Raw genomic sequence first — 3,393 nt, 5'->3', positions numbered from 1 at the left:
AGAATTAATTTTTTTATTGTTCGATGGTGTGTAAACAGATAACCCTGCTCCTTCAATCATATCATTAACTTTCAAACAAAAATCTCTTGCTCCAAAAGTAGTCATATTTCCACCATTATAAGTTAATTTATCCTTATCTAAATTCATATTATCTATTCTCCTTATAAATATTTTTGTGTGTAGCTAGAATACTCATGATAATCTTTCTTACGAGGGTGCCTCATAATACTAAATGCAATTATTGCCATACTAATAGGGATTGATAATAGTATTAATCCAATAAATCCTATTGTAGCTTGCAAGAAAAACATTACTGATTGAATAATAATCCAACCAACAATCAATGCTAACGCTAAACCAACTATCCATACTAACTTAGTCCAAATAGTTCCATTTTGAAAACTGTTTGATAATTTCTTCATAATAACTCCTCCTTTAGTATAACACCCTAATTAAAGGGTGTCAATACCTTATTTCATAGTATTACTTCCAATCTAGTGAATCACTTACAGTAGCAATTATTCCTCGGAAATTGACGCTAAATTCATGGTGTCTAGCGAAACTCTGACCTTTAAACAATTCTATATATGGCTCAAACCCACTTTTAGTTCTATTAATATCTGATTGCTCTGGCTGTCCTTCAATAATTACTGTGCAACTATCGTGTATGCGTGTTAATGTTTTTTTAAGTTCGCCTTTTGTGAAGTTTTGACTTTCTGAAATTATCACTGTTTTGTTTTTAATATTAGACCCTCTCAGAAATGTATGCACTGCCTGTGTGACAAATGCATCACCTAATTTATTATCATCAACATTAGGGTCCATCTCTAGTAAAGTTTTTACTACTTGCATAGGGTTTAATTCTAATTCAATCAATGCATCATGGAGTGGGGAAAAGTAATCCATTGCTTTCTCATTTGCGCTTCCACCTCTAAAACCTAATGATTTTTCTTCCACTGGACTCATAATAAATATAACTTCTTGCTGTTCCTCTAAATCCATTGAGTTTAAGTAGTCGGCATATGCACATACAACACTTGTAAATGTTTTTGCACTACCACTTTTTGATGAGTTTGTTAACACCAATACATCATCATTGAAAAAATCTTCCATAAAATCTAATTGTTCACTTGTTGCTTTTGCTAAAAAATTATGAAATACTCCATGTTTTAACATATTACGTTTAACTAAAGTATAGTTTTTTAACTTATATTCTAATTCTTTTAACAATTCTGCCATATTAACATTACCATCCTTATTTATTATTCTCTTTGTTTAACTCATCTAGCTTAGCTAATTTATATTGTCTTTCTTTTACTCTGTCAGGTAAAGTATATCCTTGTCTCATAGGTATAAACATATTAAAAGGTCTTTCAGCTGCTTCCTGCTTATCTTCCTCTTTAATTTGTCTTTTAGCTTCTTTTCTATAATACTCTTTATCCGCAAAATCTTCTCCTAAATATCTTGCTTGATGCTCTCTTTCTTGTTCAGGCGAATCCTTCATCTTCATAACTACCATGCAGATAATAAAAATAATAATTAATAATGTAATCATTGTAACTCCTCTTTTCTTTGTTTTGTTTTATTTGTTAATACAAGTATAGCATGAGGAAGTTACAATGTCAACACTTATTTTAAATTAATTTTCCATCTTTCCAGATTAAAGTCATTTTACTATCTTCTTTTAGCCAAAATTCTGTACTGCATCCCGTATATTGTGACGCAATAGATTTATTTTCAACTTCCTTCATCTCTCTGCCTAACACTTCAGTTTCCCAAACGTGTAACATAGAGGGTAGTGGTGTTGTTAATGTAATTTCTTCTTCTATATCTACCTCAAAAACAGTCTCACCTTTACTATCAACCCAAGTGTTTGCACAGGTAGTGTTATTTAGGTCATGAAGCTCTAGTGCAATATCTGAATGTACAGTATCATGGTTAACATGGATAAAATCGTGTGAGATAGATAGAAAATCAGTGTTATCAATTACATAGTGTAAATATTCTTTCTCTGTGATTACCTTTTTAGTTTTAATCTTCATAACATCTTCTCCTTGTAATGTATTGATAAACAAATAGCGTCAGCCTCATCATCTTTCAATTTACCACGAGCAGTGTATATCTCTGGCATATCACTAGAAAAATAAGCTTTTAGAAACTCTGCCACTATCTGTTTCTTATCGAATTGTTTTAACTCTTCTTTGGTATAGAATGCCTTCTCTGTTAAATATTTTCTACAATATGCTTTTAGTGTAGCATTGTGAATTTCTTCTATCTCTAATTGTCTATTGTGGAGTTCTAATTCTAATAGGGCGTGTGCATATAAAACACTCTTAGCTGTTGCTGAGCGTCCTATAAATGGACTCTCACGTACGATTACATCAGGATTATACTCATCATATAATTCTAATATCTTATCAATTAATCCTGAAATTCTAGGAATAGTATCTAATTTCTTATCAGAAAGGAGAGTGTTAGAGTATAAAATCGTGATTTTATCGTCTATAATCTTGGAAACACAGACTCCAGAATTGGCAAATCCGTAGTCCAGAGACATAATTATCTTACTCATTATTGAATACCACCTTTTTCTTGCAATATTTCTCTTAATATATGTGGCATTTTCTTTTTAATCTGCTTCTCAATGATTTTGAGCATGTTATCTTTCTCTTCTTCCATAATATCGTCTACAAAATCTTGTCCAACTTCTTTCATAATAGGACCAAAGTTCTCTAATTCTATATTGTCTTCTGATAATCGTTCTTCTTCGATAGCTCTGAAAATCATTTTTTCCATTCGAGGTCTAGTAACAGCATAATCTGCTACTGAATCATTATTTTTAATCTCTGTTTTCATCTTCTGTCTATTAAATTCTTTAAATTCATTTGATACAATTTTGTAATAATCCTCATGTTCAGATTTTCCATCAAGATATTTAATAACAATACCCTCACCTGTGTTAGGCTTAACTGTCATATCTGACTTTCCTACTAAATCTTGAATGTCTTGAGGTTGAATATTACTCAATTGATTAGATGGAGGCATGACCATTAAATATTCTACGTGTTTTAAATTTAAATCTTCTGCGATAATCATAACGCTTTCTGGTGGTAAGTACATTTCTTTCTTTTTATCATATACATCAAACACATAAAATTCTTCGTAACACTCTTTTTTGTACTGAACCTTATGCTTAACTAACCATTCTCCGAATATGATATATCCTTCAAGAAAACCAAACATCCACTCTTCTATGTTTTCATGTGCCCAATTATAAAAACCATTTAACGTTTCATTTTCGTTTAGTTTTTTTCTACGAGAGAAACACACTAACTCTCCATCTTCCATTGTAAAGCTGGCGTTACTACCATCTAGTTTCTCTTGGACAACCAA

6 protein-coding genes are annotated in these 3,393 nt (G+C 31.3%); all 6 read right to left on the bottom strand.

Features of this window, described 5'->3' with window-relative positions; all coding sequences use genetic code 11:
- Nucleotides 1-161 precede the first annotated feature (161 nt).
- The gene (locus ACTHW2_RS12180; RefSeq protein WP_442264183.1) at nucleotides 162-422 is read right to left on the bottom strand and encodes a hypothetical protein; all 261 of its coding nucleotides are present in this window, start codon (nucleotides 420-422) and stop codon (nucleotides 162-164) included.
- Between the two features lie 61 nt (nucleotides 423-483).
- Nucleotides 484-1,239: a PhoH family protein gene (locus ACTHW2_RS12175; RefSeq protein WP_442264182.1), complete on the bottom strand. Its 756-nt coding sequence runs from the start codon at nucleotides 1,237-1,239 to the stop codon at nucleotides 484-486.
- A 16-nt stretch (nucleotides 1,240-1,255) separates the two neighbouring features.
- Entirely contained in the window at nucleotides 1,256-1,555 is a 300-nt protein-coding gene (locus ACTHW2_RS12170; protein WP_442264181.1) for a hypothetical protein, read from the bottom strand.
- 79 nt (nucleotides 1,556-1,634) lie between these two features.
- On the bottom strand, nucleotides 1,635-2,075 hold the full coding sequence (locus ACTHW2_RS12165; protein WP_442264180.1) for a hypothetical protein: 441 nt from the start codon (nucleotides 2,073-2,075) through the stop codon (nucleotides 1,635-1,637).
- Nucleotides 2,039-2,572, bottom strand: a complete 534-nt coding sequence (locus tag ACTHW2_RS12160; RefSeq protein WP_442264179.1) for a hypothetical protein — start codon at nucleotides 2,570-2,572, stop codon at nucleotides 2,039-2,041. Before ACTHW2_RS12160 ends, ACTHW2_RS12165 begins: the two co-directional genes overlap by 37 nt.
- On the bottom strand, nucleotides 2,572-3,393 hold an 822-nt coding region (locus ACTHW2_RS12155), incomplete at its 5' end, for an RNA ligase family protein (protein WP_442264178.1). The genes ACTHW2_RS12155 and ACTHW2_RS12160, both read right to left, overlap by 1 nt.

The sequence above is a fragment of the Tissierella sp. genome (assembly GCF_052089545.1).
Lineage (GTDB): Bacteria > Bacillota > Clostridia > Tissierellales > Tissierellaceae > Tissierella_A.
The sequence above is the reverse complement of the archived record's forward strand: the minus strand, read 5'-3'. Positions and strand labels throughout refer to the sequence as shown.